Source organism: Corallococcus exiguus, assembly GCF_009909105.1.
In the GTDB taxonomy this organism is placed as follows: domain Bacteria; phylum Myxococcota; class Myxococcia; order Myxococcales; family Myxococcaceae; genus Corallococcus; species Corallococcus exiguus.
This window is the reverse complement of sequence record NZ_JAAAPK010000010.1, coordinates 359,236-385,864: the sequence shown is the minus strand read 5'-3', so window position 1 is coordinate 385,864 and position 26,629 is coordinate 359,236. Positions and strand designations below refer to the sequence as shown.

General features: G+C 70.2%; 25 protein-coding genes. 8 read left to right on the top strand and 17 right to left on the bottom strand.

Translation table 11 applies throughout. The features are described from left to right. Positions 1–10 precede the first annotated feature (10 nt). The 3 genes from GTZ93_RS32540 (at position 11) to GTZ93_RS32530 (ending at position 2,955) form a co-directional block, all read left to right on the top strand. Positions 11–730, top strand: a complete 720-nt coding sequence (locus GTZ93_RS32540; protein ID WP_120574339.1) for a hypothetical protein — start codon at positions 11–13, stop codon at positions 728–730. A gap of 2 nt (positions 731–732) precedes the next feature. Next, positions 733–1,998: an imidazolonepropionase gene (gene hutI, locus GTZ93_RS32535; protein WP_139915145.1), complete on the top strand. Its 1,266-nt coding sequence runs from the start codon at positions 733–735 to the stop codon at positions 1,996–1,998. 87 nt (positions 1,999–2,085) lie between these two features. Continuing rightward, positions 2,086–2,955: a class II glutamine amidotransferase gene (locus GTZ93_RS32530; protein ID WP_120574341.1), complete on the top strand. Its 870-nt coding sequence runs from the start codon at positions 2,086–2,088 to the stop codon at positions 2,953–2,955. 1 nt (position 2,956) lies between these two features. Here GTZ93_RS32530 and tsaE read toward each other — a convergent pair whose 3' ends face one another. From tsaE to tilS, 8 genes are all read right to left on the bottom strand, one after another. Beyond that, positions 2,957–3,442 carry a tRNA (adenosine(37)-N6)-threonylcarbamoyltransferase complex ATPase subunit type 1 TsaE gene (tsaE, locus tag GTZ93_RS32525; RefSeq protein ID WP_139915146.1) on the bottom strand — a complete coding sequence of 162 codons (486 nt, stop codon included), beginning with the start codon at positions 3,440–3,442 and terminating at the stop codon, positions 2,957–2,959. Beyond that, positions 3,439–4,971: an NAD(P)H-hydrate dehydratase gene (locus GTZ93_RS32520; protein ID WP_139915147.1), complete on the bottom strand. Its 1,533-nt coding sequence runs from the start codon at positions 4,969–4,971 to the stop codon at positions 3,439–3,441. Before GTZ93_RS32520 ends, tsaE begins: the two co-directional genes overlap by 4 nt. A gap of 14 nt (positions 4,972–4,985) precedes the next feature. After that, positions 4,986–5,360: a holo-ACP synthase gene (locus tag GTZ93_RS32515; RefSeq protein WP_139915148.1), complete on the bottom strand. Its 375-nt coding sequence runs from the start codon at positions 5,358–5,360 to the stop codon at positions 4,986–4,988. Positions 5,361–5,366: 6 nt separating this feature from the next. Next, positions 5,367–6,092, bottom strand: a complete 726-nt coding sequence (locus tag GTZ93_RS32510; protein ID WP_120550607.1) for a pyridoxine 5'-phosphate synthase — start codon at positions 6,090–6,092, stop codon at positions 5,367–5,369. A 101-nt stretch (positions 6,093–6,193) separates the two neighbouring features. Further along, positions 6,194–7,588, bottom strand: coding sequence for a phosphoglucosamine mutase (glmM, locus tag GTZ93_RS32505; RefSeq protein ID WP_120574345.1), 1,395 nt, complete (start codon positions 7,586–7,588; stop codon positions 6,194–6,196). A 164-nt stretch (positions 7,589–7,752) separates the two neighbouring features. After that, the gene (folP, locus tag GTZ93_RS32500; RefSeq protein WP_139915149.1) at positions 7,753–8,976 is read right to left on the bottom strand and encodes a dihydropteroate synthase; all 1,224 of its coding nucleotides are present in this window, start codon (positions 8,974–8,976) and stop codon (positions 7,753–7,755) included. A 172-nt stretch (positions 8,977–9,148) separates the two neighbouring features. Further along, complete coding sequence (gene ftsH, locus GTZ93_RS32495) at positions 9,149–11,065, bottom strand: ATP-dependent zinc metalloprotease FtsH (RefSeq protein WP_120574347.1); 1,917 nt, start codon at positions 11,063–11,065, stop codon at positions 9,149–9,151. Positions 11,066–11,247: 182 nt separating this feature from the next. After that, the gene (gene tilS, locus GTZ93_RS32490) at positions 11,248–12,618 is read right to left on the bottom strand and encodes a tRNA lysidine(34) synthetase TilS (RefSeq protein ID WP_139915150.1); all 1,371 of its coding nucleotides are present in this window, start codon (positions 12,616–12,618) and stop codon (positions 11,248–11,250) included. 434 nt (positions 12,619–13,052) lie between these two features. Here tilS and GTZ93_RS32485 point away from each other — a divergent pair, with 434 nt between their 5' ends. Further along, positions 13,053–13,262 (top strand): TIGR04563 family protein, encoded by a 210-nt coding sequence (locus GTZ93_RS32485; RefSeq protein ID WP_014396356.1) that lies wholly within the window; start codon positions 13,053–13,055, stop codon positions 13,260–13,262. Positions 13,263–13,271: 9 nt separating this feature from the next. After that, positions 13,272–13,553 (top strand): TIGR04563 family protein, encoded by a 282-nt coding sequence (locus tag GTZ93_RS32480; protein WP_014396355.1) that lies wholly within the window; start codon positions 13,272–13,274, stop codon positions 13,551–13,553. A gap of 46 nt (positions 13,554–13,599) precedes the next feature. Here the strand turns inward: GTZ93_RS32480 and GTZ93_RS32475 are convergent, their stop codons facing one another. Both GTZ93_RS32475 and GTZ93_RS32470 read right to left on the bottom strand, forming a co-directional pair. Further along, on the bottom strand, positions 13,600–14,430 hold the full coding sequence (locus GTZ93_RS32475; RefSeq protein WP_161663187.1) for a 5'-nucleotidase C-terminal domain-containing protein: 831 nt from the start codon (positions 14,428–14,430) through the stop codon (positions 13,600–13,602). After that, complete coding sequence (locus GTZ93_RS32470) at positions 14,430–17,555, bottom strand: TonB-dependent receptor domain-containing protein (protein WP_257979227.1); 3,126 nt, start codon at positions 17,553–17,555, stop codon at positions 14,430–14,432. The genes GTZ93_RS32475 and GTZ93_RS32470 overlap by 1 nt, the downstream gene beginning before the upstream one ends. A gap of 112 nt (positions 17,556–17,667) precedes the next feature. On the opposite strand from GTZ93_RS32470, the gene GTZ93_RS32465 reads away from it, so the two are divergent. Continuing rightward, positions 17,668–19,227, top strand: a complete 1,560-nt coding sequence (locus tag GTZ93_RS32465) for a ChaN family lipoprotein (RefSeq protein ID WP_139919128.1) — start codon at positions 17,668–17,670, stop codon at positions 19,225–19,227. A gap of 59 nt (positions 19,228–19,286) precedes the next feature. Then, a complete protein-coding gene (locus tag GTZ93_RS32460) occupies positions 19,287–19,967 on the top strand; it encodes a hypothetical protein (protein ID WP_139919127.1) in 681 nt (226 codons plus the stop codon). A gap of 58 nt (positions 19,968–20,025) precedes the next feature. Here GTZ93_RS32460 and GTZ93_RS32455 read toward each other — a convergent pair whose 3' ends face one another. From GTZ93_RS32455 to GTZ93_RS32425, 7 genes are all read right to left on the bottom strand, one after another. Then, positions 20,026–20,421, bottom strand: a complete 396-nt coding sequence (locus GTZ93_RS32455; RefSeq protein WP_139919126.1) for a LysM peptidoglycan-binding domain-containing protein — start codon at positions 20,419–20,421, stop codon at positions 20,026–20,028. 109 nt (positions 20,422–20,530) lie between these two features. After that, positions 20,531–21,475, bottom strand: a complete 945-nt coding sequence (locus GTZ93_RS32450) for a hypothetical protein (RefSeq protein ID WP_139919125.1) — start codon at positions 21,473–21,475, stop codon at positions 20,531–20,533. Positions 21,476–21,557: 82 nt separating this feature from the next. After that, entirely contained in the window at positions 21,558–21,944 is a 387-nt protein-coding gene (locus GTZ93_RS32445; protein WP_139919124.1) for a hypothetical protein, read from the bottom strand. Positions 21,945–22,071: 127 nt separating this feature from the next. Further along, a complete protein-coding gene (locus GTZ93_RS32440) occupies positions 22,072–22,623 on the bottom strand; it encodes a hypothetical protein (protein WP_139919123.1) in 552 nt (183 codons plus the stop codon). A gap of 91 nt (positions 22,624–22,714) precedes the next feature. Further along, positions 22,715–23,512, bottom strand: coding sequence for a class I SAM-dependent methyltransferase (locus GTZ93_RS32435; protein WP_139919122.1), 798 nt, complete (start codon positions 23,510–23,512; stop codon positions 22,715–22,717). Beyond that, positions 23,502–24,278 carry an SDR family NAD(P)-dependent oxidoreductase gene (locus GTZ93_RS32430; protein WP_121776759.1) on the bottom strand — a complete coding sequence of 259 codons (777 nt, stop codon included), beginning with the start codon at positions 24,276–24,278 and terminating at the stop codon, positions 23,502–23,504. Before GTZ93_RS32430 ends, GTZ93_RS32435 begins: the two co-directional genes overlap by 11 nt. Before the next feature lie 163 nt (positions 24,279–24,441). Continuing rightward, positions 24,442–25,068: a TetR/AcrR family transcriptional regulator C-terminal domain-containing protein gene (locus GTZ93_RS32425; RefSeq protein WP_139919121.1), complete on the bottom strand. Its 627-nt coding sequence runs from the start codon at positions 25,066–25,068 to the stop codon at positions 24,442–24,444. A 91-nt stretch (positions 25,069–25,159) separates the two neighbouring features. Between GTZ93_RS32425 and GTZ93_RS32420 the strand changes: the two genes are divergently transcribed. After that, the gene (locus tag GTZ93_RS32420) at positions 25,160–26,608 is read left to right on the top strand and encodes an FAD-dependent monooxygenase (protein WP_139919120.1); all 1,449 of its coding nucleotides are present in this window, start codon (positions 25,160–25,162) and stop codon (positions 26,606–26,608) included. Positions 26,609–26,629 lie beyond the last annotated feature (21 nt).

Sequence of the window (26,629 nt, the reverse complement as noted above, 5' to 3'; positions counted from 1 at the left end):
AGTGCTTCGGATGCCACGACGCGTCCGACCCTTCGTGATGACCGCGGTGATGGGTGTGCTCGCGGGATGCACGCCCACCACCGCCGGGCCCATGGTGATGCGCCTGGGCCCGGGCGTCCCCCAGCAGAACTTCTTCCAGCTGGGCCTGCGCGCCGGCCCCCGCCTCAACGCTCCGCAGCTGTCGGAGCGCGGGGAGAACGGCACCTTCCAGGGTGACGCGAAGCCCTTCCACAATGATCAGTGGGGCATCGACATCGACGGCTCGGTGACGGTGCCCGTGAGCGACCGGCTGTCGTGGCACGTGGGCCTGCAAGGTGAGTTCGTCGGCCTGCCGGCGCCCGGCTACGGCGTGTACTCCGGCGTGTCGTATTACATCGGCTCGGAGAAGGTGGGCATGGCCCCGGCCCTCTCCCTGCGAGGCGCGTCCGACTTCGGGCTGGGTGACACGGACAGCACCAGCAGCCTGTTCGGCGTGGAGGCCACCTGTGCGTTCACCGTGCAGCCGGAGCCCGGCATGTCCCTGGGACTGGTGCCGTTCTTCAGCGTGCAGCAGTCGCTGGTGAACCCCGGCTCGCAGGTGACGACGCACTTCTACGGCGCGGTGGTGGCGGCGCAGCTCAAGTTCGGCGAGTCGCGCACGAAGCTGGAGCTGTCCGGCGGCTTCGGCCGGGCGCACTCGGGTGACACCAGTTGGAACGCGCCCGTGGCGGGCGTACGCGGAGGACGCTGAGCATGGAAGCCCTGGACCTGTGGGTGCGCAACACCTCCGAGGTGCTCACCGTGGAGGGCACCCACCGCGAGCCCGCGGAAGCAGCCCTCACCCCGCGCCCGGGAGCGGGCATTGGCGTGAAGGACGGACGCGTGGCCTACGTGGGCCCGGAGTCCGGCCTGCCCAGGGGCGCGCTCACGGACGCGACGGAGATCATCGACGCCGAGGGCGGCTTCGTGGGTCCGGGCTTCGTGGATCCGCACACGCACCTGGTGTTCGCGGGCGAGCGCTCCGCCGAGTTCGACCTGCGCAACCAGGGCGCCACGTACCTGGAAATCGCCAAGGCCGGCGGCGGCATCGCCAACACGGTGAGCGCCACGCGCGCCGCGAGCGAGGAGGAGCTGGCCACGCTCGCCCTGCCCCGCCTGGAGCGGCTGCTCTCGCAAGGCGTGACGACCGCCGAGGTGAAGAGCGGCTACGGACTGAGCCTGGCGGACGAGCTCAAGATGCTGCGCGCGGTGCGCCGCCTGGGCGCGCTGTCACCGCTGGAGCTGGTGCCCACGCTGCTGTGCGCGCACTCGGTGCCGCCTGAGTACAAGGACCGCCGCGCCGAGTACCTGGACCTCTGCATCAACGAGATATTGCCCGCCGTGGCGCGCGAGGGCCTGGCGCGCTTCTGCGACGTCTTCACCGAGGACAGCGCCTTCACCGTGGAGGAGTCCCGCCGGCTGCTCAACGCGGGCAAGGCGCTGGGCCTCACGCCGCGCCTGCACGCGGATCAGCTCACCGCGTGTGGCGCGTCAGCGCTCGCCGCGGAGGTGGGCGCCGCCAGCGCGGACCACCTGGAGCAGGTGACGGACGAGGGCATCCGCGCGCTCGCCGCCGCGAACGTCACCGCCGTACTCGTGCCTACCTCCACCCTCTTCCTGCGCATGCGCCCCTACGCGCCCGGCCGGAAGCTGCGCGACGCGGGCGTCAACATTGCTTTGGGTTCCAACGTGAATCCCGGCTCGTCCATGACGGAGAACCTGGCCTTGGTGCTGGGGCTCGCCTGCCTGGAGAACGGCCTGTCAGCCGCGGAGGCCTACTGGGCCGCCACCCGAGGGGCCGCGCAATGCTTGGGGTTGCAACGGCAGGGGCGGCTGGCCGTGGGTGATGCGGGCGACCTGGTGTTGTTCGCCTGTCGCAGTTACCGGCATCTGCCTTATCATCTGGGTATCAGTCACGCGCGCGTGGTGGTGAAGGGCGGACGTGTGGTGTTTCGCGCGCGTATGAATCACTGTCCCTGAGTGGATGCCGCTGAACAACTGGCATCGGCCGAGGGGGCAGGTGGAACTTCCCTCGTGGGCCGGCCGTTGTAGAGATCAGCTGCCACCATGTGCCGATTATTTGGATTCAGGAGTGCTGTTCCCGCCGCTGTCCATACCGCCCTGGTGACGGAGAGGAATTCCCTCCTCATCCAGTCGCGTGAGCACAAGGACGGTTGGGGTATCGCCACGTACGGGCAGGAGTCCTCGCCGCTCGTCGCGCATGGCGTGGGCCCCGCGCACTGCGACCCCGACTTCGAGCGCGTGTCGAGCCAGGTCTCGGCGCGCACCGTGGTGGCGCACATCCGCCTGGCGAGTGTGGGGGCGGTGGAGCTGCGCAACTCGCACCCGTTCCACTTCGGCCGCTGGTCCTTCGTGCACAACGGCACGCTGCGCGAGTTCGCGAAGCACAAGGCCACCGTGGAAGGGCTCATCCACCCGGAGCTGCGCGTCAACATCAAGGGCACCACGGACAGCGAGCGCTGCTTCTATCTGTTCCTGTCGCGGCTGTCGGCGCGCGGGCCGCTCGACGGCACGGTGAGCGTGGAGGCGATGGCGCAGGCGCTCGCGGAGACGATGACGCTGGTGTCCACGCTGACGGACGTGCCGGGAAGCCGCGAGCCGAAGGAACGCTCCGCGATGAACTTCCTCGTCACGGACGGCGAGGCGATGGTGGCCACGCGCCGCAACCGCACCCTCTTCATCTCCTCCGGTATCAGCGGCTGCCCGGAAGCGCTGCGCACGCCGAACACGGGAGTGCCGCTCCAGCAGTTCCTCGTCTCCAGCGAGTCGCTGTGCGGCGGGCCGCACTGGGTGCCGGTGGATGAAGAGGACGTGGTGGGCGTGGATTCGCGGCTCACGTTCCACCGCTGGAAGGTGCAGACGCTGGCGGACGGGGTGCTGAACCCGCGGCCGCCAGAGCAGCCCGCCCTGGTCTGATTCAGCCCAGCCACGCCTCGAGCAACGCGGCAGGACGCGCGCCGAAGGCCTCCACGTCGAGGCTCCGCGCGTCCTCTCCCTCATGGCGGAGCGTGACGCGCAGGAAGTCGCGCGGCGCGGCCTGGGGGATGCGGTCCAACCACTCCACCAGCATCGCGTGGTCACCGCCCACCAGGTCCAGGAACCCGGTGGCGTACAGCTCGTCGTAGTCCGTCAGGCGGTACAGGTCCGCGTGGTACAGCGGGATGCGGCCGGCATACGGATACACGATGGCGAAGGTAGGGCTGGCCACCTCCGACTGCGCCACACCTGCCCCTTCCGCCACGCCGCGCACCAGGTGCGTCTTGCCCGCGCCCAGGTCGCCAATCAGCCCCACGAAGTCCCCGGGCTGGAGCAGCAGTCCCAGCTTCACGCCCAGCCGGTGCGTCTCCTCCGGTGACGGAGACACCAGCCGCCGCGAGCGCGTGGGCTGCCCATCTCCGCTCATCGCTCCCACCGCGTCCAGACGTGGCCCAGGCCCACCAGCAGGTCCGTGGCGATGAGGCCCAGCAACCCGCGCTGCTGGGCCATCAGGTCGCCCGCGAGCCCGTGCGCGTACACCGCCGTCCACGCGGCCTTGGGCAGCGGAATTCCCTGCGCGAGCAACGCGCCGCACACGCCCGACAGCACGTCGCCCGTGCCGCCAGTGGCCATGCCCGCATTGCCCGTGGGGTTGATGAACACGCGCCCACCCGCCTCCGCGATGAGCGTGCGCGAGCCCTTGAGCACCACCGTGCAGTTGAGCGACGTGGCCAGGTTGAGCGCCACGCCCACGCGGTGCGCCTGCACGTCCTTCGTCGTCCGGCCCCACAGCCGAGCCATCTCCCCGGGATGCGGCGTGAGCACCACGGGCCCCTTCGCCTCCCGCAGCACCTTGAGGTCCTCCGCGACGGCGTTGAGCGCGTCCGCGTCCAGCACCGCGGGCACCTCCACGGACGCCAGCAGGTCGCCAATCAGCGCGCCCGTCTCCGGCCCCCGAGGGATGCCCGGCCCCATCACCAGCGCGTCCTTGCCCTCCAGCGCGGCCTTGAGGGCCTCCAGGTCGCCCTTCCCCAGCGGGCCGTCACCCGGCAGCGGAATGCCCATGATCTCCGGCGAGTGCGCCATCACCCACGGCAGCGCCTCCGGGCGCGTGGCCACGGTGACGAGCCCCGCCCCGCTGCGCAGCGCGGACAGGGCCACCATCGCCGCGGCGCCCGTCTTGCCCGGGCTGCCCGCCACCACCAGCACGTGGCCGTAGGTGCCCTTGTGCGAATCCGCGCGGCGCTTGGGCAGCGCCTCACGCGCGTCCTTCTCCTCCACGCGGAACAACTCCGCGCCGGACACCGCGCGAGTGGACTCACCGCCCAGGCCGATGTCCACGCGCCGCACGTCGCCGCACAGCGACGCGCCGGGCTCCAGCTCATGCGCGGGCTTCACGAAGCCGAAGGCCACCGTGACATCCGCCTCCACGCACGGAGAGAAGGGCTCCGCCGTGTCGCTCTGGAGGCCAGAGGGCACGTCCGCGGCCACCACCTTCGCCCCCGCGCGCCGCCACCGAGCGACCGTGCCGATGGCGTCCGCGAAGACGCCCTCCGGCGCGCGCTTCAGGCCGGTGCCGAAGAGGGCGTCCACCACCACGTCGCCCGGGCCCGCCTCCGGCAGCGCCTCGAAGGCGCGCGGCGACTCACCGAAGCCCTCCAGCGCCTGGAGGTTGCGCTTCGCCTCCGACGTGAGCTTGCCGGTGTCCCCCACCAGCGACACCACCACCCGGGCGCCGCCCTCCAGCAGGAAGCGCGCGGCGACCAAGCCGTCCCCGCCGTTGTTGCCGGGGCCGCAGAGCACCGTGAAGCGCCCGCCCGCGCCCGCGATGCTCCGGGCAGCCTCCGCGAGCGCACGGCCCGCGTTCTCCATCAACAGCCCGGACGGCATCCCGTGCTGATCCTGGGCGGCCTTCTCGGCCTCTCGCATCTGGTTCGCGGTGAGCACGCGCTGCATGGCTTCCAACCTCCCTACTTCGTCTGGAGCACCACCGTGGCCGCGGCCACGCCGGCATCATGGGTGAGCGCGAGCATCGCGTCCCACCCCCGCGCTTCCATCACTTCACGGGCCACGCCGGAGAGCACGAAGCGCGGCGGACCGCCCTCGCGCACCACCTCCATGTCCCGCCACTTCACGCCCGGAGGCACGCCCATCGCCTTCACCAGCGCCTCCTTCGCCGCGAACCTCGCCGCGTACGCGCTGGCCGCGTCGTGCCGGGGCGCGCAGTACGCGCGCTCACCGTCGGTGTACACGCGCTTCAGGAACGCCTCCGCGCGCGGACCTTCGAGGATGCGCTGGATGCGCTCGATGGAGCAGAGGTCCAACCCCAGTCCGACGATGGGCATGCGGGCCTACCCCGGGTCGCGCATCAGTTCGAGCATCTCACGCACCGCGCGCTCGAAGCCCACCAGCACCGCGCGCGCCACGATGGCGTGCCCGATGTTCAGCTCGTCGATCTCCTGGATGCGAGCGATGGCCTGCACGTTGTCGTAGTTGAGCCCGTGCCCGGCGGCCACGCCCATGCCCAGCTTGGCGCTCGCCTTGGCCGCGTCCACGATGCGCGCCAGCTCCCGCGCGCGCTCCTTCTCGTTGCGCGCCTCGCAGTAGCGGCCCGTGTGCAGCTCGATCCGGTCCGCGTTCACCTTGTGCGACGCGCGCACCTGGTCCAGGTCCGGGTCGATGAACAGCGAGACGGCGATCTCCCCGTCCTTGAGGTTCTTGATGATCTTCGCGATGGACTCGCGCTGGCCGGCCACTTCCAGGCCGCCCTCGGTGGTGAGCTCCTCGCGCCGCTCGGGGACGAGCGTCACCACGTCCGGCTTGTACTCGTAGGCGATCTTCACCATCTCCGCGGTGGCGGCCATCTCCAGGTTCAGGAGCGTCTGCACCGTCTCACGGAGGATGCGCAGATCCCTGTCCTGGATGTGGCGCCGGTCCTCGCGCAGGTGGATGGTGATCTGCCGGGCGCCGGCCAGCTCCGCCATCGCCGCGGCCGTCACCGGATCCGGATACACGGTGCGCCGCGCCTGCCGCAGCGTCGCCACGTGATCCACGTTGACACCCAGTCGCTGTCCCATCGTCCCGCTCCTTGCGCTGGCGCGGTGCGGGATTGTCCAGGGACCCGGGCCCGCGCCGGCCCCTCTATTCGTGGCCGGCGTCCGGAAGTCAACCGCTGTCGCTAGCCGTTGAGCGCCTTGGAGAGCGCCTCGACGATTTCGCGGGCGTACGCCTCGTTGCGCGCCGCGTCCTCGCCTTCAATCAGCACGCGGGCCTTGGGCTCCGTGCCGGAGAAGCGCACCAGCACGCGGCCGTTGTTGCCCAGCTTCTGCTCCACGTTCTTGATGGCCTTCATCACCGTGGGCAGCTCACCCAGCTCGCGCTTCTGCTTCACCACGACGTTGAGCAGCGTCTGCGGCACCGGCTGGAAGATGGAGGCCAGCTCCGACAGCGGCTTCTGCTGGCGGCACATCACGGCCAGCAGTTGCAGCGCCGCGAGCGTGCCGTCGCCCGTGGTGGTGTGGTTCAGGAAGATGAGGTGGCCGCTCTGCTCGCCGCCCAGGCTGTAGCCATTGCGGCGCATCTCGTCCACGACGTGCCGGTCGCCCACGCGCGTGCGGACCACCTTCACGCCCCACTGGGACACCGCGCGCTCCAGGCCGATGTTGCTCATCACCGTGGAGACGAGCGTCTTCTTCTTCAGCTCCTTGCGCGCGACGAGCTCACCCGTGCAGATGGCCATGATGGCATCGCCGTCCACGACGTTGCCCTTCTCGTCCACGACGATGAGGCGGTCCGCGTCGCCGTCCAGCGCGACGCCCAGGTGGGCGCCGTGCTTCACCACCGCCTTGGCCAGGCCCTCCGGGTGGAGCGCGCCGCACTTGTGGTTGATGTTCTTGCCATCCGGGGACACGCCCAGCGCGATGACCTTCGCGCCCAGCTCCTCCAGCACCGCGGGCGCCGTGCGGTACGCCGCGCCGTTGGCGCAGTCCACCACGATGGTCATCCCCTCCAGCGTCAGCTCGCGGGGGAACGTGGCCTTCAGGTAGACGATGTAGCGGCCGCGCGCGTCGTCCAGGCGGATGGCCCGGCCAATCTTGGTCGCCGTGGGGCGGATGTTGTCGATTTCGCCGCTGGAGACCAGCTCTTCAATCTTGGCTTCCGTCTCGTCCGGCAGCTTGAAGCCGTCGCGCCAGAAGAACTTGATGCCGTTGTCCTGGTACGGGTTGTGGGACGCCGAGATGACGGCGCCCGCGTCCGCGCGCATGGACGTGGTGAGGTTGGAGATGCCGGGCGTGGGCAGCGGGCCCACCTGCTCCACGTCGACGCCCATGGAGATGAGGCCGGCGGACAGGGCCTGCTCCAGCATGTAGCCGGAGAGGCGCGTGTCCTTGCCCACGATGACCCGGTGGCGGTGCGGACCGCTGCGGATGAGGTACGCCAGGGCGCGGCCGAGCTTCATCGCGACCTCGGCCGTCATTGGATAGACGTTGGCCACGCCACGAACGCCGTCCGTGCCGAACAGCCGCTCCGTCTTCTGAGCTTCCTTGGGGGGCATGTCCATCCTGTACGCCATGTGTGCCGCTCCACCTTTCCCATTGCCGGAAGGGCTCCGGCCACTCGCGTCCGGGGCTTATACCCCGTCCGGCACGTGGGCCCGAAGCTAGGGATGCGGTGTCACCCAGGCAAGCGCCCAGGCGTGCGGACCTGGCCTGTTTACGACGTTGGGGCTTGCCCCCGTCAGCCGCCGTACAGGTCGCCGCCGCCCCGAGCCCGCCGGATGGCGTCCGCCACCGCCAGCGCGTCCCGCGCCTCGCCCACGTCGTGCACCCGCACCACGTCCGCGCCCCCCAGGATGGCCATGGCCGCCACGGAGCCCAGGGTGGCCGCCAGGCGCTCCTGGGGGCCCTTGCCGCCCGTCAGCTTCCCAAGGAAGGACTTGCGGCTGGTGCCCACCAGCAGGGGCTGCCCCAGCCCCCGCAGCTCCTCCAGACGGCGCAGGAGGAAGAGGTTGTGCTCCAGCGTCTTGCCGAACCCGATGCCCGGGTCCAGGAGGATGCGCTCGCGCGGGATGCCGGCCTCGGTGGCCTGGAACATCCCCTCCTCCAGGTAGTCCATCACCTCGCCCACGACGTCCTGGTAGCGAGGGTCCTGCTGCATCGTCTTCGGCATGCCCTGGGTGTGCATGAGGCAACACGCCGCGCCCGCGGCGGCCACCACGCCGGCCAACGCCGGCTCCGAGTGGAAGCCGGTGACGTCGTTGATGAGGTGGGCGCCGGCCTTGAGCGCCTCCTTCGCCACCGCCGCCTTGGTGGTGTCCACGGAGATGGGCACCGTGGAGCGGCGCTTGATGCCCTCCACCACCTGGAGGATGCGCGAGAGTTCCTCGTCCGCTGACACCGGGAGCGAGCCCGGCCGGGTGGACTCGCCGCCCACGTCCAGGATGTCCGCGCCCGCGTCCACCAGCTTCATCGCGTGCTCCACGGCGCTGGCCGCATCCGGGAAGCTGCCGCCGTCGGAGAAGCTGTCCGGCGTCACGTTCACCACGCCCATGAGGTACGTGCGCGTGCCCCACTCGAACCGGCGCCCGCTCAGGGTCAGCGCCGGCATGGGCGCGGGGGACAGCGCCTCTTCCAAGGCCCGCGCCAGGCCGTCCGTGCGAGGCGACTTGCGGGCGAGCGAAATCAGCCGGTCGAACTGCTGGCGGCTGCCGGACAGGAGCACCTCGCCGGGGTGGTCCACGTGTCCGCCCGGCGTCCAGGTGGGCAGCTTCTCCCGCTCCTTGGAGCCGTACGGCGGCACCAGCTCCTCCTCGTAGGAGGGACGGCCCCCGGTGACGAGCACGTGCGCGTAGCCCAGCTCGCGCGCCAGGCGCTCGCGGTTGCGAGGAGACAGGTTCAGGCGGCGGAGGACCAGCGACAGGTCGTCGGGGCGGTCGCGGGAGATGAGGCGTGCGCGCAGCACGGTCAGGACCCCTTCAAAGCGTGAGGACGGCGGTGAATCAGTGTCGCCGCTTCGCCGGGTCCAGGGAAGGGAGGACGACTGGAACGCGCAGGGCGTCACGGCGAAAAGCAGAAGGCCCTCCCCGATACGCGGGAAGGGCCTTCGTCACTTCAGGACGGAACCTTGAGAGGCGTTACGCCTTCTTCGGCTCCATGTTGGGCAGGCCCTCGAGCGCGTCGAGGATCTTCCGCTTGTCCTTCTTCTCCGTCGGCTTCGGCGAGGAGCTCACGCGCGGCGCCGGGCGCTCACGGGTGAGCTGGCCACCCTGGAGGATGATGTTCACGTCCTCGGCGTCGAGCGTCTCGTACTCCACCAGGGCGTCGGACACGCGCTGGAGCACGTCCAGCTTGTCCGTGAGCAGCTGCTTGCCGGTGGTGTAGCAGCCCACGACGATGCTGCGGACCTCCATGTCGATCTGCCGGGCGGTGTCCTCGGAGTAGTCCTTGGACGAGTTGAAGTCGCGGCCCAGGAAGACCTCACCGTCGCTCTTGCCGAACGCCAGCGGGCCCATCTTCTCGCTCATGCCCCAGCGGCACACCATGGCGCGCGCCGTCTCCGTCGCACGCTCGATGTCGTTCGCCGCGCCGCTGCTCATCTCGTTGAACATGAGCTCTTCGGCGATGCGGCCACCCATGGCCATGGTGATCTGGTCGAGGATCTGCTTGCGGTAGCCGTTCACCTTGTCCTCGGTGGGCAGGCTCCAGGTGACGCCCAGGGCCTGACCGCGCGGGATGATGGTGACCTTGTGCAGCGGGTCGCAGCCGGGCAGCAGCTTGGCGAGGAGCGCGTGACCGGCCTCGTGGACGGCCGTGTTCCGCTTCTCCTTGTCGGTCATGATCATGGACCGGCGCTCCGGGCCCATGAAGACCTTGTCCTTCGCCTGCTCGAAGTCCGCCAGGTCCACGCGCTCCTTGTTCTGGCGCGCGGCCATCAGGGCCGACTCGTTGACCAGGTTCTCCAGGTCCGCGCCCGTCATGCCGGGCGTTCCGCGGGCGATGACCTCCAGCTCCACCTCCGGGGCCAGCGGCACGCGGCGGGTGTGCACCTTCAGCACGCCCAGGCGGCCCTTGAGGTCCGGACGGGGAACGATGATGCGGCGGTCGAAGCGGCCCGGGCGCTGGAGCGCCGGGTCCAACACGTCCGGACGGTTGGTGGCGGCGATGAGGATGACGCCGTCGTTGGACTCGAAGCCGTCCATCTCCACCAGCAGCTGGTTGAGCGTCTGCTCACGCTCGTCGTGACCGCCGCCCAGGCCCGCGCCACGGTGGCGGCCCACGGCGTCGATTTCGTCGATGAAGATGATGCAGGGGGCGTTCTTCTTGCCCTGCTCGAACAGGTCGCGCACGCGGCTGGCGCCGACGCCCACGAACATCTCCACGAAGTCCGAGCCGGAGATGGAGAAGAATGGGACGCCCGCTTCACCGGCCACCGCGCGGGCGAGCAGCGTCTTGCCCGTACCCGGAGGGCCCATCATCAGGACGCCCTTGGGGATGCGGCCGCCCAGCTTGGTGAACTTCTTGGGGTCCTTGAGGAAGGCGACGATCTCCTCCAGCTCCTCCTTGCACTCGTCCACGCCGGCCACGTCCGCGAACGTGACCTTGTTGTGGCTTTCGCTGAGGAGCTTCGCCTTCGACTTCCCGAACGTCATCGCCTTGCCGCTGCCGCCCTGGAGCTGGCGCATGAAGAAGATGAAGAACAGGAACAGGAAGACGACGGGCATCCACTGCCCGAGGATGGTCAGCCAGAGGCTGTTCTGCTCCTCGCGCTCGTACTTCACGTCCACGCCGGAGGCGCGGAGCTGGTTGAGCACGGCCACGTCCGGCGGGGGCCCCGTCGTCCGGAACTTGTCGTTCGAGTCGCTGAACGTACCGGAGTAGGTATTGCCCTTGACGGAGACGGCACGGACCTTCTTCTCCTCCACCTTGGTCAGAAGCTGGGTGAAGGTCGGTTCCTGCACCTGCTCGTTGCCTTGCGAGAAGAAATTGTAGAAGGCGACGAAGAGGACGATCAGGATGACCCAGAGCCCGATGGTCTTGTAGGTCGAACGCACGTTTCAGCTGCCCTTTCGGTACTCGGCGGGATGAGGGCCGTGCCAGGAGGAACCCTGGCGAAGTTCGTCATGTGCCCGGCGCCCGCCCGTGTGCAGGCCAGCGACGGACCGTATCAGCAACAGCAAAAAGCCCTCAACTATTTAGGGGACCGCGACCATCCCCCCGTTTCGAAGCTTCGACTCTATAACGGAGGGGTCTTCCGTTCGCTCGTGAGCGGAGGAAAGGCCCACAGCGAGTGTCGGGAAGCCACCTCGCGCGAAGCCGCACCCGGTTCGACGAAGCGCGGCAGGACGCCGGGAAGCCACAGCGGTTCCCCGCGCGCGTCCACCACCACCGGCTGCGCGTCGCGCGCCTCCGAAGGAACGCGGGCATCCACCATCACGTCCTGCACCTTGCGGTGGCCCGCGCGCGTCCGGACGCGGTCGCCCTGCTTTCTCGAACGCACCGTGAGTGGCCACGCCGTCCCCTCCTCCAACATCAGGGCCAACACGCCTGGGGGCGGAAATCCTTCCGCGGCCACCTGGAAGCGCCACGCGCCGAAGTCCCCCTGGGCCCCCGGCCCCGCGAGCACCAACGGCGCGGGCGGTGATTCCCCTCCAGGTCCCACACACCGCACCCGCCCGCCGGTGGCCTTCAGGAGGAAGCCATCGCTCAGAGGAATGACGCCCCCGCGCGCCACCACCTCCCGCGCGCGCTCCAGCGTGGCGTGGTCCACCCGGGCGCCCGCCGTGCTCAGCAGCCGTGCGAGCACGCGGCGCCACAGCGGAGGCTCCAGCGCGCGAAGCCCCACGGCGTCCAGCCCGCCCCCGGACAGCGCCAGCCGCTCCCACGCCGCGTCCGCCAGCCCGTCGAGCAGGGCTTCGTCCTCGGAGGCGAGCCGCGCGAAGGTGGCCAGGTGCTCCACGGTGCTGAAACCCGCCGCGCGGTTCAGCGCGGGCAGCACGTCCTGGCGCACACGCGTGCGGAAGAAGGACGGGTCCGCGTTCATCGGATCCACCACGAACCCCACCTCCTCGGTGGTCAGGAAGGCGAGCACGTCCTCGCGCGAGCACGCGAGCAACGGGCGGAGGAGCGTGGCAGCACGGGCGTGGATGGAGCGTGCGCCCCGGAGCGCCGTTCCCCGGGACAGGCGCATCAGCAGCGTCTCCGCCTGGTCATTGAGCGTGTGGCCGGTGGCCACGAAGTCCAGGCCGCGCTCCTGTCGCAGGACCTCCAGGGTCGCGTACCTCGCCGCGCGCGCGCGCGCCTCCAGCCCCGCCCCCGGCGACAGCGCGAGCCGCCGGACGTGACAGGTCAGCCCCAGGCGTTCCGAAAGGCCTACGACGGAGGTCACCTCACGAGCGGCCTCCGCCCGGAGACCGTGGTCCACCGTCGCCACCTCCACATGCAGCGCCAGCGCCTCGCGCACGCGCGCCGTTCCGACGAGGAGCGCGGTGGAGTCCGCGCCTCCGGAGACGGCCAGCAGCACCGAGCGCGAACGGGCGCCGTGCTCGGCATACGAGCGGGCGAGCCTGCCGGGCAGCGAGGAGCTTTCAGGAGACGCGCGAGGCATGGCGCCAGCGTTCGGAATGGAGTGTCAGATGACCGGGTTACAGATTCGCGGTGACGGAAGCGTGGGGATGCATTCCATGATTCCCACAACGGAAGGACGCGGGGCGGAAATAGAACGGCGCTTCGCGGTTGTTGGTCGGACGTTCTGGACTTCATGACGTTGGACCTAGGGGTCCCCCCCCTCCCCCTCTGGGTCCACGGGGCCGCTCGGAGATTCGCTCCCTGCGGTCCCTCTTTCCGAAGCGCCCCGGTCTCCCCTGTGGAGGCCGGGGCGTTTCACTTTTTTGACCGGGGCACTCTTTGTCGGAAGTGGAGCGTTCAGCCCTCGGGCGCACGCTTGAGTGCTCCGAAACCGTTGACCCTTCAGGGCGTCTGTCGGATAACCGCTCCGGTGTGTTCAGGTCGTCACCTCGAATCCGCCCCGGAGACCCAGGCATGGCAGGCACCGACAAGCGCAAGCAGTCGCTGTACTTCCCCGAGGAGATGCTGAAGGAGATCCAGGAGGAAGCGAACCGGCAGGACCGTTCTCTCTCTTGGGTGGTGCAGCAGGCCTGGAAGATCGCCCGCGACCGCATCAAGTCGTTCCCTGCCGTGAATGACGTCACGGGCGACGAGCGCACGGACCCGCGCGAAGAAAGGCCGTAAGGCAGGGCAATGGCCACCACGGATCACCGCAAGCAATCCCTCTACTTCCCCGAGGACATGCTGGAAGAGATCCAGCGTGAGGCAACGCGGCAGGATCGTTCCCTGTCGTGGATCGTCCAGCAGGCATGGAAGGTCGCCCGCGCTGACATCCGCCGCATGCCCTCGGTCAATGACGTGTTGGGCCCCCTGCCTCCACGGCCGGTGGCCGCCGCGGCGCAGACAGCCACCTCCGCTCCCGCGGTGGTGACGTCCAGCGCCCCGGCATCCTCGGACGAGCCCTCGAAGCCGTAGGGCTCCATCCACCCCGGCCCCCGTAAGTCCGACACCGCGCGAGACGTCAGCGCGGGGCGGGCCGGGAGGGCCGGGCACAGTTAGCGAAGACGATGCGCGGGGCTTCCTTCAGCGCCTGGACCGGGCTGGGGTACGTGCTCTTCATGTACGCCGCCGCGATGTTGGCGTCCGTGCCGCCCAGCTTGCGCGCGGTCACCGGGTTGCGGTCCGGGTCCTGACCCGCGTTGCCCAGGATGCCGCCGTAGCCGTCCCCTCCCGACAGCAGGAACGTGGACATCGCCACCCGGTAGCGGATGGACGCGTCGTCGCGCGCGGGGATGGACACGGCGCGGCCGCGCACGCGCAGCTCCGTCACGCGCTGCCCCGCAGGACGCGCGCAGTCCACGCGCAGGCTGGTGCCGTCGGACACGTGGAGGAACGCGCCGGACGGAGACACGATGGCCTGCCCCTCCACGGCCAGCGTCTCCACGGAGTGCTCGAACAGGTCCACGAGCTGCTTCTCCGTGAGGTCCACCGTCACGACGAGGTTTTCGAAGAGGATGACCTCATGCAGGACGCCGTCGGTGAGCGGCCCCGTGCGCAGGGACGTGCGGGTGACGCACAGGCCCTCGTCGCGCAGCGAGCCGCCGTTGATGATGCCCAGCTCCGTGGCCTTCGAGGCGCCATCCTCCGCGTGGAGGAACGCGTCCGCGGCCAGCTGCCCCAGCGCGTTGTTGTCGTGGCGGGTGAAGGCGGAGCCCAGCTGGATCTCCTCGCCCAGGTAGCCCACGACGGCGTCGGGGTCGTCCACCAGCGGGGTGCAGGAGTCGTTGTACGCGAGGCACCCGGGCAAGAGCGTGAGTGCCGCGAGCGCGGCGGTGAGGTGGCGGCGGTCCATCAGTAGAAGGCCCTCAGGGTGAGGTAGCCGGACACGCCCTCGCGCGGCAGCAGGCCGGTGACGCGGTCCGGCCGGGGCACGTCGTCGCGCAGGTCGTGGTCGAAGAGGTTCTGCGCGTAGAGCGTCACCTCGAAGTGCTCCCAGATGGGCTCGGTGCGCAGCTGCGCGGTGATGAGGCTGTACGCGGGAATCTCATAGCGGCGGATGAGCTCCAGCGTGGAGCGGTTGTTGTTGCGGCGCTCGGCGCCGGAGCGCACCACCACGTCCAGGTTCACCCAGTCCCCCAGGGGCATGGACACGCCGGCGTTGAAGCGCGCCTGGGGCACGTCCGTGAGCAGCCGGGCCTGCTCCGGCACCTCCAGGTCCTGCGCGCGGGACAGGCTGGCGTTGACCCACGCGGCGGCGCGCTTGGACGCCTCCAGGCGGGCCTCCGCCTCCACGCCGTACACGCGCACGCCCAGCTCGCGGTTGCGCAGGGGGACGATGTTGCCGCTGGTGTCCACCGGGGTGATGGGCGAGGCGAAGTTCTGCAGGAAGGCGTTGGCGCGCACGCGCACGCGGGTGTCGCCCGCGGCCTGGACCAGGTCCATGCCCAGCTCGAAGGTGTCCACGGTGGTGGGCTTCAGGAGCGGGTTTCCCTCGAAGCGGCCCTGGTTGTAGTCGGTGTCGGGGATGCGCTCGACCAGCTCCTGGGGCGTGGGGGCGCGGAAGGCGCGGCCGTACAGCGCCTTGAGCACCAGCGCGTCCGACGCGGCGATGACCAGGCCCACGCGCGGGTTGACCCGCACCACCATCTTGCTGGCGTCGAGGGTTCCTGACGCCTCCGCGTCGGGAAGCTGGATGGCGTCCAGGCGCAGGCCGAAGGTGAGCGTGAGCGCGGAGAGCACGGTCCACTGGTCCTGCGCGGAGAGGCCCAGGTTGAGGCGGCGGGAGGCCGCGCCCTTCGTGAGGTCCACCAGCCCTTCAGGGGCGGCGGGGCTGGGGCGCAGGCGGCCGTCGAGCGTGTAGTTCGTGGTGTAGTCGTACTGGGACAGCGACTGCTGTTCGGCGACGAAGCCCAGGGTGAGGTGGTTCTCCTTCGTCAGCGCGAGGTCCGCGTCCACGGAGGCCGTCACGGTGCGCACGGTGACCTGCGTCTGCTCCTGGAGCCCCTCGGGGAAGAGGCGGTCCGCGCCGTCACCGGTGCGGAACTCCAAGGGCGTGAGCTGGAACATGCGGTCGGTGGACTGCTGATCGAAGCCCAGCCGGGCACGCACCTGGCCGCCGTCGGAGAGGGGCCGCTCCCAGGTGAGGTCCGCGAGGAGCACGTCCCAGGACAGCTGTGAGTCGTTGCCCACGGTGTCGAACAGGCCGACGAGCGCATCGCGCTTCTCGGAGAGGTAGCGCGCGGTGATGCCCACGCGGCCGGCGCTGTCCAGACCGTAGGACACGCCTCCGCCCGCGTTGAGGAGGAAGCGGCCGTCACGGGTGCGGCCCGCGGGCTGGTCCACGTCGCGAAGACCCTGGGCCACGGACTCGTCATCGAGCGCGTCGTGGTTGATGACCAGCGAGTCGCCTTCCTGCGTCCAGAGGTCCAGGTCCGCGAACAGGCGCAAGTCACCAGTGGTGTGCGCGGCGGACAGGTGGCCGTCGGTGGCGAGCGCCAGGCGGCCGTCGTCGCGAGGAACACCGCCGGTGGTGATGGCGCCGCGGACGCCGTCGGCGTGGTTGGTGACGAGGTTGACGACGCCCTGGAACGCGCCCGCGCCGTAGACGGCGGAGCCGGGGCCGCGGATGACTTCGATGCGCTCCAGGTTCTCCACCGGCAGGTTCATGAGCGCCTTGCCGTCGAAGAAGTTGTTGAGGCGGTGTCCGTCGAGGAGGAAGAGCACCTCCGCGTCGTTGCGCAGGCCCCGGATGGCGGTGCGGTGGAAGCCCTGCACGTCACGGCTGACGGACACGCCGGGCACCACGTCCAGCACGTCCGCCACCGTGCGGGCGCCCAGCGCGATCATCTGCGCGCGGTTGAAGGAGGCGCCGATGGCCGGCACGGTGCGAACGGACGCCTCCTGGAGGGTCGTCACCGCGAGCACGTCCTCCGCGCTGTAGAGCGCCAGGTCGTCGTCCATGGCGCTGGGGGATGAGGAGGATGCGCGGGAGTCGGCGCGCGGCTCCGGAGGAAGGTCCGCGTTGAGCGCGGCCATCGCGTCGTCGGAGCTGGAAGCGCGCGTGTTGCTTCCGTCAGGACGGCCGGGAGCCCGCGAGTCCGTACCGCTCGCGCGAGCCGGTGCGCGCGGGGCGGCTGCGTCCGTTCGGGTCGAAGCGCGCGAACCATCCGTTCGGGCCGTGGGCGAATCCGGTGCATCCGTGCGGATGGGGGCTCGCGAATCCGTGCCGTCCGCGCGGTTTGAAGCGCGTACATCGGGCGCGTCCGTCCGGGACGAAGCACGCGAGTCCGTACCGGCCGTGCGGCTCGAAGCACGTGGATCCGTACCGCTGGGCGTGCTCGATGCGCGTGGGTCGGAAGCTCCCGAACGGGAGTCCACGCTGTCCGTTCGATTCGAAGTCCGCGAATCGGGGGTCCCCGCGCGTGCGCCCGTTCCATCCGGACGACCCGCGGGAGGAGGCGGAGTCGGAGCGCTCCCCGAGTCATCGTCCTCCCCTGCCCCCGACGGCGGAGCGAAGGCATCGATGTCGGGCGTGGACCTCGGGGCGTCACGGGTCCCCTTGCGGGCCGGCGGCGCGCGGACCGGCGGGGGCTCAGCGGTCTGCGTCCCCACCATCACCCTCGCGGGCCGGAGCGCGGACATGAAGAGCGGCGCGCGCTCCCCATTCACCATCGCCGCTTCGACGAAGTACTCCACTCCGGGTGGCACCATGTGCTCGGCGGGAATCACCGCGCGGTACAGGTCTCCGTATTGCCGCTCCATGGAGACCTGGACGTACGGCTCGCCCGGGCCGCGATAGCGGACGAAGAGCTCCAGCACCTTGGCGCCATCCACCAGCGTCGCATCCAGTTGGAGGGGCTGTCGGGCCTCGGAGCGCGGCGGCGATGCGTGCAGCAGCGCGGCCTCTTGCGCGTGGACGGGGGCCGCGGCGAACACCACGGCACAGAGGATGAGCGTGCGAGGAAGAACGGTCTGCAAGATTGACGGCGATGGTCCGTTGCAGGGCCATGCGAGTCAAGCAAGCCACCTGCCCGCGTCCCGCCGATTTTTTGCCGCCCCCGCGAGCGCATGCGACGGTGCCTGTCGCTCCATGCGCGCGTCGCTTGCCCTTCACCTCGCCCTCTTCCGCCGCCAACGCGCCCAGATCGCCCGGGTGGTCGAAGGCCGCACCGAAGCCTTCCGCGCCTACGAGGCCCGGTACCGCCGGCGCACGAGCACCTACCAGAGCGTGGTCTCCCTGACCCACGTGCACCAGCGCATCGCGGCGTCGGACCTCGTCTACGTCGGCGACTACCACACGCTGCCGCTCGCCCAGCAGACCTACCTGGACCTCGCCGAACGCGCCCTCGCCTCCGGCCGCCGCGTCGTGCTGGCGCTCGAGTGCGTGGAGGGCCGTCATCAGGCCGCCCTCGACGCGTACCTCGCGGGACGCCTGCCAGAGCGCACCCTGATGTCCCGGCTGGGCCATGGCCCTACTCCGGGCTTCGGTCCCGGCGCCGGCATCCGCGCCGTGCTGGCCTTCGCGAAGCGCCTCAAGCTCCAGGTGGTCGCCATCGACCGGCGGGCCCAGGGAGAGCGTTCGCTCGCGCTGCGCGACGCCTTCGCCGCGGAGCGCATCGCCCGCGTGGCCCGCGCGGAGGATGTCCCGCTGGTGATGGTGCTGGTGGGCCAGTTCCACGCAGCGCCCTGCCACCTGCCCGCGCAGGTGGAGCGCGCGTTGGGAGACACCCATCCGCGCCGCGGCCTTGTCGTGTACCAGAACGCCGAAGGCCTCTGGTGGCGCCTCGCGCGCGAGGGCCGGCTGGGAAGCGCGGAGGCCGTGGAGCTGGCGGACGGCGCGCTGTGTCTGATGAACGCCTCGCCCGTCCTCTGCCAGCAGAGCTTCCTGGACTACCTGGAGGCCGAAGGCGACGACGCGCCCCTGTTGGACCGCAGCGCCGCGGAGCGCTTCCGGGACATGGCGGAGCTCATCGGGGGGCTCGCGGGCGTGTCCGTGGGCCGCGAACTGGACTCGGTGGAGGTGACGACGGCGGCGGATGGCGACGTGCTCGCCCGCATCCGCCGACGCGGCCGCTTCACGCAGGCGGAGCTGTCCCAGCTGCGCAAGCACATCCTGTCGCGTGAGAGCGGCTACATCCCGCGCGCGCGCACGGCCTACCTCGCGTCACTGTCCCTGAACCACGCCGCGGAGGAGGCCGCCCACTTCGTGCGCCACTGCGCCGTGGGCGACGCCATGGACGCCCCGCGCGGCGCGTCCGAGGCCTTCTACGCACGCTGTCTGGAAGAGGCCCTGGGCTTCTTCGGCTCCAAGCTGATCAACCCGCGCCGCACCTGCCCCAACGTCACGGAGTGGGCGAAGCGCTTCGGCGAGGCCCGGGGCCTGGAGCGGCAGATCGCCGCCTTCGTCCTCGCCCACAAGGCCACGGAGTCCGAGGCCCCCGACGAGGCCGTGAAGCTCCTCCCCCTGCGCCGCGACCGCCTGTTCCACGGCGTCAGCCACGCGCTCGGCTACCTCCTGGGGGACAGCCTCTACCGGGCCTTCGACGCCGGTCAGGTGGACATCGCCGACATCCGCGCCCTCTTCCGGGATCCGCTCGTGGATCCGCGCGGCGCGTACCTGGCATGGGCCGCGCGCCTGCGGGGCATCTAGTCCTCCGGTGCATCGCGGCTGCTGAATCCCGCATCCGATTGACGCTACATTCCGGCGGCATGACCCCATCTCCTCGTCCGCTCACGGGCGTTGTGTCCGCTGTCCTCCTGTCCCTCGCCGTGGGCCTCGTGATGCCCGGGTGCTTCCCCACTCAGGGCGCCTGCGTCCATGGCTCGTCCATCTATTTCTGCAATGAGGACACCGAAGACGAGTGCCGCGACTTCTGGTGCGACGGCTGGGACTACTGCGGCTACTTCGACGGCGACTCGTGCGAGGACGTGGGCTTCTCTGACGGAGAGGTGTTGCTGAACAGCTTCTCCGAGCCGAGGACGCCCGACTGGAGCTGGGGAACGCCTTCCGGCGGTGGTGGCGGCGGTGGCGGTGGCGGCAGCGGCAACGGCGCGTGCGCCTACTACGATTCGAACCTGAACCGCGTGCTCTGTGATCAGCGCACCTCGGCCTCCAGCTGTTCGGGCAAGTGGATGGGCAACGGCACCAACTGCTCCAGCCTCAAGTGCACGAGCAACACCGACCCCAACAGCTGCACCGTGTCGGGTGGAAGCTCGGGCGGCACCTGCACGTCCACCTACCAGGGGCCCACCGGCGACGCGCAGGTCTACACGCAGTGCGCTTCCGTGTGGAACTACCGCTGCCAGCAGAAGAACGACAGCGCCGCGGACCAGAACTGCCTCGTCTACGACTCGCTCGAAGCGACGGTGGAGTGCCCGTACTGCCCTTGAGCCACCGGGCCGGTGGGCCGCGAAGCAGCGGTCCACCGGCAAGCGGGAGCGCTGAAGCTCAGGCGCGGTTGGCGATGGTCTTCGGCGGCAGCTTGAGCACCTGGCCCACCTTGATGTGGTCCGGGTCCTTGAGCTGATCCTTGTTGGCCTCGAAGATCTTCGTGTACAGCTTCATGTCCCCGTAGATGTCCTTGGCCAGCTTGCTGAGCGTGTCGCCGGACTTCACGGTGTGCACGCCGTAGGGCTCCTCGTGGGTCACGGTGAGCATGACCATGATTTCATCGTTCCACTTCGGGTGCTTCGCCTTGATCTGATCCCACATGCGATCGCGGTCGAAGGCGTGGTCGACGGTGCCCTTGATGACGAGCTTGCCGTTCTCCTCGCGCGCTTCGACCTTCGCGCCCACGTTCTTCGCCACGTCCAGCACGTCCTGGTAGTCGTTCTGCAAGGCCATCCGTGTCCTCCTGTCGTGAGGGCGCGAACTCAAGCACTCCGCCCCCTGGCAATGACGGACCGCCGGGAAGGACGTGAACGAAGCTCAACACTGCGGAGCCAGGAGCTGTTCAGAGCACCACGTCCGCGCCGGGCTCCGGTGCGACGTTCAGCTCCTCGGGCGGTGCGAAGGTGCCGTCCGGCCGCAGCTCACGCAGGACCTCCTCGCGGCTCAGGCGCACCTCGCGGATGGTGCCATCCGGCGACAGCGCGTAGACGCGGTCCTGGTCTTCCACGCCCACGAAGAGGCCGCCCAGCGCGGGATGGAGCATCACCAGCGCGAGTTCCGTCTCCAGCGGCCCCGGGAAAAGCACGTGCGCGTGCGCGGAGAACTGGGGCCGCTCGCCGTCCGCGTCCGGCGCGACCGACACGGGGATGAGCCCCTGGTGCAGGGGCAGCTCCTGGAGCTTCTGGCGGCCGTCCTTGCTGAAGCGGAAGCGGAAGTCGCCGCCCAGCAGGTACAGGTTCGAGTCGTCGAAGCCCTGGAGCACGTAGACGGTGATGCCGTCGTCCTCCTCCAGCACGACGGGCTTGAGCTGCTTGCGGCCGTGCACCTGGTAGACGCGCTCGCAGGCGGCGCTCGCTGCGCGGGCCAGGGCGTCCATGCCTTCGGGCAGGGACTCGACGGGGAAGTCCTCCATCTCGCCGGAGAACTCGATGGGCGCGCGGTACGCGTACGCGGGAACGAACACGTCCTGCGGATTGAAGCGGCCGAAGACGGAGTACCAGGCGTTGCCGCGCGGCACGGTGAAGACCCCGTTCACCCGCGAGCGGTCCACGTCCGGACGCGCCTGCAGCAGGTCCGTGGCGCTGGTGGTGCCCTTCTCCGATTCGACGATGTACTGCGCGCGCTTCTGCACGCGCTGGAGCTCCTTGTCCGCCACCAGCTCCACCGGAGACTCCGCCGCGTCCGGCGTGCCCACCGGGGCCTGCGCCGCTTCCGCCTGGGTCGCGCTGGAGTGCGCGCGGCAGCCGGCGGTCAGTGCGACGAGGGCAACGAGGAGACTGCGAAGCATGGGGACTCCCGCGGACGTAAGGGCCCGGTCAGTCTGTGCCGGCCGGGGCCCTCGCGTCACGTTCCCCAATCACGGTGGGACCTCAGGCGCCCTGCTGCGTGGGCGCCAGCGCCGCCTTGATCTTCTCCTTCAGCGCCTTGCGGCGCTCCTTGAACTGCGCGCGCGTGGACTCGTCCACCTGGCCGTTGTTGGAGGCGCGGGCGGCCTTCATCTCCTCGTGGAGCTGCTTGGCCTCCGCCTTGAAGCCGTCCGCCTGGGCCTGCGTCAGGCGCCCTTCGGCGACCTGCTTGTCCAGCCGGTGATCCATGCGGCCGAACTTGTGGCCCCCGCCGCCGTGCTTGCTCCGGCGGCCCTCGCACTGCCCGGCCTTGGCGTTGGAGTCGGACGGCGCGGCCGTCTGGGCGAGCACGGGCACGGCGAGGAGCAACGTGGCGACGGCGGTACCGCGAAGCATGGACTTGAGCGACATGGTGTGTGGACTCCGGGTTCAGGTCAAAACGCTCCGGGAGCAGCCGTGCAGCCTGCTTCCCGTCGCGCTCTGACACTCAAAACCCCGGAGCCCGCCGAAGGTTAAATCACCTCCGGAAAACCGCCGGCTACTGGCAGTCCGCCAGGCCGTAGGTGAAGTCCTGGCGAGGCGTGTGGCCCGGGTCCTGGTTGATGGCCGCGATGCTCAGGTCCGTGTACGACACCGTCTGCGTGCTGCCGATGACCATCTGCGTGCGCTGCACGCGCGTGGTGGACAGCACCACCTTGCCAATCGAGCCACCGGGCTCGACGCGGTAGCAGTTCATGATGCGCGGATCCACCGTGGAGCGGCGGCACTGCGTGTACTGACCCAGCACCGTGCGCTGCTCATACGTGCAACGGCAGTCCCAGGGGTCATAGGCCTCCACCACCGTGGCCGCCTCGTAGCCCGTGGCGGTCTGGACCACCTCCAGGTAGCTGCCATCCTGCGGCTGCGTGCAGCGCATCAGCGTGTCACCCACGGCGCCCTGCTTCACCTCCGCCAGCGCGGGATCCACCTTCACCTGCGCGCCCGCCTCGATGGCCTGCAGCGGGTCCCTCGCGTCCGCACCCTCACAGCCCAGGCCCAGCAGCGAAACACCCAGCATCACGACCGCGGAAAGACGCAGCGACACCTTCATGGACGACTCCTACGAATGGGGGGATGCCCGGGAGGACCCGGACATCTCACCTGTAGGCTTTCGCGGCGGCCAGGTGCAACGCCCTTCTGTGTCACGAACGCGATTCAGGCTTCAGGGCACGCGTGGCCATGAAGGTGGGCAGGAACGTGGAGAGCAGGTCCTTTCCCCCTTCGTACTTGTCCTCGAACAGGTTCGTGAGCACGAAGCCCGCCTCCATCTGTCCGCCCAGCTGCTCCTCCAGCGAATGGCCCACGACCATGGGCTCATCCTTGTCGGTGTAGCGGCGGCGCTCCTCGACGGTGAGGCTGGTGAAGTCCGAGTACGGCATCGTGTACTTGAGCCGCATCACGCCCTTCTCCTCGTCCACCGGGTCGAAGAGGTAGCGCACCGGGTTGCAGATGCCCGACAGGAGCACGCCCCCAGGACGCAGCACGCGGAAGGCCTCGCGCCACACCGGGAGAATCTCCTCCGCGAAGCAGTTGGAGCACGGGTGGAAGATGAGGTCGAAGCTCCCGTCGGCGAACGCGGACAGGTCGCGCATGTCGCCCTCCACGTACTGGAGGGTGAGTCCCTCGCGCTCGGCCACGTTGCGGTCCTGCGCCAGCTGCGCGGGCGAGTTGTCGAACACGGTGACGTTCGCGCCCGCCGCCGCGAGCACCGGACACTGCTGGCCGCCCGCGCTCGCCAGGCCCAGCACGTCCTTGCCCTTCAGGTCCCCGAACCACGCGCGAGGCACGGGCTTCGTCGGGGTGAGCACCACGCTCCAGTCGCCCCGTCGCGCGGCGGCGATGACCTCCGGAGCCACCGGCAGCGTCCATCGGTTGCCGCGTCCCACCTCGCCGTTCCACGCCTCGCGGTTGTACGTCCGCACGTCCAGGTCAGTCTTCATGCAGCACCCGTCCTTCCATGCCCCCGGCCACGGTGACGACCTCGCCCGTCACGTGTCCGGAGATGCGATCCGACGCAAGCGTCACCACGACGCGCGCCACGTCCTCCGGCTGCCCCACCTTGCGCAACGGCATCGTCCGCGTGACGCGGCCGACGAACTTCGGGTCACCCAGCTTGTCGCGGTTGCGATCCACTTCCGTCCAGCCCGGGCACACCACGTTGACGCGGCCCATGGGCGCGATGCGGTGCAGTTCGTTCTTCAGGCTCTTCACGAAGCCCGCCGCCAGCGCGCCCTTCGCCGCCGCGTAGTCCGTGTGGCCCGCCTCACCGAAGAGGCCCGCCGTGGAGCTGATGATGACGATGGTGCCCGTGCCCGTGGTCTCCACGTGGCGCAGGAACGCGCGGCAGCTCAAGAACACGCTGTCCAGGTTCTGCGCCAGCGTGCGCCGCCAGCGCTCCAGCGACATCCGCCACAGCGGCTCATCGGGCGCGGGATACACACCGGTGTTGCACACCAGCACGTCCAGCCGGCCCAGGTCCTTCACCGCCTGGGGCACCAGCGCGTCCACGTCCGCCTCCACCGTGAGGTCCGCGCGCACGGCCGCGCCGCCCACCTCGCGCGCGAGCGCCGCCGCCTTCTCCTGGCTGCGATGGTAGTGCACCGCGACCTTCGAGCCCTCGCCCGCGAACGCCCGCACCAGCGCGGAGCCGATGCCGCCCGCGCCGCCCGTCACCAGCACGCCCTTGCCCTGCAGTCCCGTGTCCATCGCTGCGCGACTCCTCGTGGGCTCCCGTCAGAGCGGGAGGAATGCGCGGCATGATGCCCGAGCCATCCGGCGCGGACAGCCGGGACGTAGGGGCGGTGTCGGCGGGTGCGCTGCGTGCCGGGCAGCGGGACGAAATGCGCGGCGGGAACCTGACAGCGACGCGCTACGGCGTGGACAGCCGCGAGCGGATGCCCGCGACGAGCAGGTCCAGCCCGAAGGCGAACCGGCGCTCGAAGTCGCGGTCCAGGATGGCGTCCACCGCGCCGGCCGCGTGCGGATAGCGCGCGGAGGCGAGCTGACGCAGCGCCCCTTCCCGCTCCTTCGCTTCGGCGTCCTGCGCGGTGAAGCCCTGCTCCTCGATGGTGAAGCCGAGCACGTAGTCGAGCACGGTGAAGGCCGCCCAGCCCGCCGCTCGCGAGTCGAACCCCGCCCGTGTCAGCGCGCCGATGACCGTGTCGGAGACGCGCAGCGTGTGCTCGGACACCACGATGGTGCCTGCGTAGACGCGGGCGCCGTCCCGGTGGGCCAGGAACGCGCGCCGCAGCTCCTCCGCCACGGTGCGCACCACCGGCTCCCACGGTGACTCCGGCGTCAGCGTCCGCGCCACGTCGCGCACCAGCGTGTCCGCCATCGCGTCCAGCAGGGCCTGCTTGCCCGGGAAGTGCCAGTACAGCGACGGGGCCTGGATGGAGAGCGCCTTCGCCAGGACGCGCATCGTGAGGCCCTCCAGGCCGTGCTCGTCCAGCAGCGTCCACGCCGCCGCCACCACCTGCTCCCGCTGGATTCGCATACCCGCGCTGCCCCTCGCTGGCTTGACAATCTAACGCCGTTAGTCGATCCCTAACAACGTTAGTTTAACGCCTTCGGGCGGGAGGTCGGTCATGGCGGAGGTCCTTGATGTGGCGGTGGTGGGAGGAGGTCCCACCGGGCTGTGGCTCGCGTGCGAGCTGGCGCTGGCGGGCGTTCGGGTGGAGCTGTTCGAGCGGCGCGTGGAGGCCGTGCGCGAGTCCCGGGCGCTGACGCTGCATCCGCGTTCGCTGGAGGTGCTGGCGCTGCGAGGGCTGGAGGGCCGGTTCCTGGAGCGGGGACGGCCGCTGCCCACCGGCCACTTCGCGATGCTCGACACGCGCCTGGACTTCAGCGTCCTGGACACGCGCTTCCCCTACACGCTGTTCCTTCCGCAGGCTGTGACGGAGGCCCTGCTGGAGGAACGGGCGCGCGAGCTGGGCGTGGCCGTGCGGCGCGGCCACACGGTGGAGGCCCTGCGACAGGACGACGAGGGCGTGGACCTGGAGGGCTCCACGGACGCGGGCACGTTCCGCATCCGGGCGCGCTTCATGGTGGGCGCGGACGGAGCCCGGAGCGCGGTGCGGAGGCTTTCGGGCATCCCGTTCCCGGGGACGGACGTGACGCGCACGTCGGTGTTGGGCGACGTGACGTTGGGCGCACCGCCGGCCCAGCCCGCCCTCGGCATCTCGAACGAGCGGGGCGGCGTGATGGTGGTGCCCATGTCGCCGGGCGTCCACCGCATCGTCGTGAATGATCCGCTCCGCGAGAAGGCGCCGGTGCGCGAACCCGTCACGCTGGAGGAACTGCGGGAGAGCACGCTGCGCATCGCGGGCTCTGACTTCGGCATGCGTGAGCCCCGGTGGCTGTCCCGCTTCGGCAACGAGACGCGGCTCGCGGAGCGTTACCGCGAGGGACGCGTGCTGCTCGCGGGCGACGCCGCGCACATCCACTTTCCGGCGGGGGGCCAGGGGCTCAACGTCGGCCTTCAAGACGCGATGAACCTGGGATGGAAGCTCGCGGCGGTGGTGAAGGACGGTGCGCCGGAGGCACTGCTCGACAGCTACTCGCGCGAGCGCCGTCCCGTGGGTGAAGCGCTGATCCACAACACGCTGGCGCAGACCGCCCTCATGGGCGCCACACGGGAGACACTGGCGCTGCGCGAGTTGCTGAGCGGATTGCTCCGTGAGCCGCGGCTGAACCGCCAGCTCGCGGACAACATCGGGGCGCTCGACGTGGGCTACGCGCCGCTGGACGTGCCCGCGCCCCAGACACCCTCACCGCTGCTGTCCGAGTGGTGCGGCCGACGCCTGAGCGACGTGGAGCTCGGCACGGACGCGCGGCTCTACGCGGCACTGCATCCGGGCCGGTGGCTGCTGCTGGGTCTGGGCGAGGACGACGCACGCCCCCTGCCCCGCTGGGAACCCGGCTGGCCCTCCCAGGTGACGACGCTGCGCGGTCGCCTGGGACGCGCGGACTTCGAAGGTGTGGGCGGCCTGCTGGTGCGCCCGGACGGCCATGTCGGCTGGGCCTGGGCCGCGTAAGCAGCCGGGAGGCCGCACCGC

Coding starts and splice junctions, on each gene's coding strand:
- GTZ93_RS32540 (WP_120574339.1), top strand. CDS start 11: ATGCCACGACGCGTCCGACCCTTCGTGATGACCGCGGTGATGGGTGTG.
- hutI (WP_139915145.1), top strand. CDS start 733: ATGGAAGCCCTGGACCTGTGGGTGCGCAACACCTCCGAGGTGCTCACC.
- GTZ93_RS32530 (WP_120574341.1), top strand. CDS start 2,086: ATGTGCCGATTATTTGGATTCAGGAGTGCTGTTCCCGCCGCTGTCCAT.
- tsaE (WP_139915146.1), bottom strand. CDS start 3,442: ATGAGCGGAGATGGGCAGCCCACGCGCTCGCGGCGGCTGGTGTCTCCG.
- GTZ93_RS32520 (WP_139915147.1), bottom strand. CDS start 4,971: ATGCAGCGCGTGCTCACCGCGAACCAGATGCGAGAGGCCGAGAAGGCC.
- GTZ93_RS32515 (WP_139915148.1), bottom strand. CDS start 5,360: ATGCCCATCGTCGGACTGGGGTTGGACCTCTGCTCCATCGAGCGCATC.
- GTZ93_RS32510 (WP_120550607.1), bottom strand. CDS start 6,092: ATGGGACAGCGACTGGGTGTCAACGTGGATCACGTGGCGACGCTGCGG.
- glmM (WP_120574345.1), bottom strand. CDS start 7,588: ATGGCGTACAGGATGGACATGCCCCCCAAGGAAGCTCAGAAGACGGAG.
- tilS (WP_139915150.1), bottom strand. CDS start 12,618: ATGCCTCGCGCGTCTCCTGAAAGCTCCTCGCTGCCCGGCAGGCTCGCC.
- GTZ93_RS32485 (WP_014396356.1), top strand. CDS start 13,053: ATGGCAGGCACCGACAAGCGCAAGCAGTCGCTGTACTTCCCCGAGGAG.
- GTZ93_RS32480 (WP_014396355.1), top strand. CDS start 13,272: ATGGCCACCACGGATCACCGCAAGCAATCCCTCTACTTCCCCGAGGAC.
- GTZ93_RS32475 (WP_161663187.1), bottom strand. CDS start 14,430: ATGGACCGCCGCCACCTCACCGCCGCGCTCGCGGCACTCACGCTCTTG.
- GTZ93_RS32465 (WP_139919128.1), top strand. CDS start 17,668: ATGCGCGCGTCGCTTGCCCTTCACCTCGCCCTCTTCCGCCGCCAACGC.
- GTZ93_RS32460 (WP_139919127.1), top strand. CDS start 19,287: ATGACCCCATCTCCTCGTCCGCTCACGGGCGTTGTGTCCGCTGTCCTC.
- GTZ93_RS32455 (WP_139919126.1), bottom strand. CDS start 20,421: ATGGCCTTGCAGAACGACTACCAGGACGTGCTGGACGTGGCGAAGAAC.
- GTZ93_RS32450 (WP_139919125.1), bottom strand. CDS start 21,475: ATGCTTCGCAGTCTCCTCGTTGCCCTCGTCGCACTGACCGCCGGCTGC.
- GTZ93_RS32445 (WP_139919124.1), bottom strand. CDS start 21,944: ATGTCGCTCAAGTCCATGCTTCGCGGTACCGCCGTCGCCACGTTGCTC.
- GTZ93_RS32440 (WP_139919123.1), bottom strand. CDS start 22,623: ATGAAGGTGTCGCTGCGTCTTTCCGCGGTCGTGATGCTGGGTGTTTCG.
- GTZ93_RS32435 (WP_139919122.1), bottom strand. CDS start 23,512: ATGAAGACTGACCTGGACGTGCGGACGTACAACCGCGAGGCGTGGAAC.
- GTZ93_RS32430 (WP_121776759.1), bottom strand. CDS start 24,278: ATGGACACGGGACTGCAGGGCAAGGGCGTGCTGGTGACGGGCGGCGCG.
- GTZ93_RS32425 (WP_139919121.1), bottom strand. CDS start 25,068: ATGCGAATCCAGCGGGAGCAGGTGGTGGCGGCGGCGTGGACGCTGCTG.
- GTZ93_RS32420 (WP_139919120.1), top strand. CDS start 25,160: ATGGCGGAGGTCCTTGATGTGGCGGTGGTGGGAGGAGGTCCCACCGGG.